The sequence below is a fragment of the Glycomyces sp. NPDC021274 genome, assembly GCF_040641195.1.
GTDB lineage: Bacteria > Actinomycetota > Actinomycetes > Mycobacteriales > Micromonosporaceae > Glycomyces.
On sequence record NZ_JBFADC010000107.1, the window covers coordinates 1 to 1,144 of the forward strand.

General features: G+C 64.1%; 1 protein-coding gene. It reads right to left on the bottom strand.

The window, feature by feature from the left end; all coding sequences use genetic code 11:
- Positions 1 to 409: 409 nt before the first annotated feature.
- On the bottom strand, positions 410 to 1,144 hold a 735-nt coding region (locus AB0I03_RS26930), incomplete at its 5' end, for a group II intron maturase-specific domain-containing protein (protein WP_360417444.1).

The window sequence follows — 1,144 nt, forward strand, 5'->3', positions numbered from 1 at the left end:
ACAGCGCAGACCGACCTCACTGATCCCGGCCGCCAAGCGCGGTGCAGGATCGATATCAGTTCGACACGCCGTTTCCGGACCAGAGCAACTGTGACGACAGTCGGCATCCACACCCGCGGGACCAGGTGAACTGAGATTTCCACAGACTCGGAATCTCAGTCCTTCTGGTCGCCGCAGGCCACAAACCTCACCGCGGACCAGATCTTTTGCGACGGGACATCGAGTCGGCGAATGCGGAGAACAGGTAGGTCAGAGCGTTGGTCCGACGCGGCCACGAACGCGCACAGTGCAGCTCCGCTGAGTAGGTCCGGAGCGCGGTGCCGGGATTGCTCCCAGTCCGTTTCTCCGGACCTCTCGCCGAACCCGCCGTGCGCCTCTCAGCGCAACGGGCTCTCCACGGTTTCTGCCGTCAGACGGGGTTCGCAGGTTGCCACGGGTTGGGGATCGTGCTGGCCCGGTATCGGTAACGGCTGACCGTCACCGATGCGATCTGGAACAGTTCGATCCCGTCCGCTGCGATCGGTAGCCACCGCCCGGTGGGCGTGGTGAACCGGCGGCGGACGTCGCCCCAACTCCAGTGGTGACGTTCCCGCAGCATGCGGATCAGACGCCACCACACGAAGGCGTCAAGCTTCGTGAAGACATGCTTGGCGACAGCGTGCTTGAAGTAGTTGGCCCAACCGCGCATGATCTGAGTGAGTCTGATCAGCACGGCGGCAAGATCCTGCTGCGATGTCCTGCCTGTCAGGGCACGGACCTTCGCCTTCAAAGACCGGATGGGCCGGTCTGCGATGAAGGTGTAGACGTGCCATTTGTTCGTGCCTCCTTTGCGTTTCCACTGGATGCGGAAGCCCAGGAAGTCGAACCCGTCACTCATGTGCGCGATCCGGGTCTTGGCCTGCGACAGTCGCAGGCCAAGAGGTTCGAGCACGTCAGCGACTTCCTCGCGCAGTGCCGCGGTGTCGGCCTCGGTGCCGTGCACCAGGACGACGAAGTCGTCCGCGTAGCGGACAACCCGCCACGTCGGACGACCCTTGCGGCGCCGGTAGGCGCGTTTACCTTCGGTGGACATCGTCCCGCCCGGCTCCCACGACTCGTGCAGGTGCTCATCGAGCGCCGACAGAGCAATGTTCGCCAGCAGCGG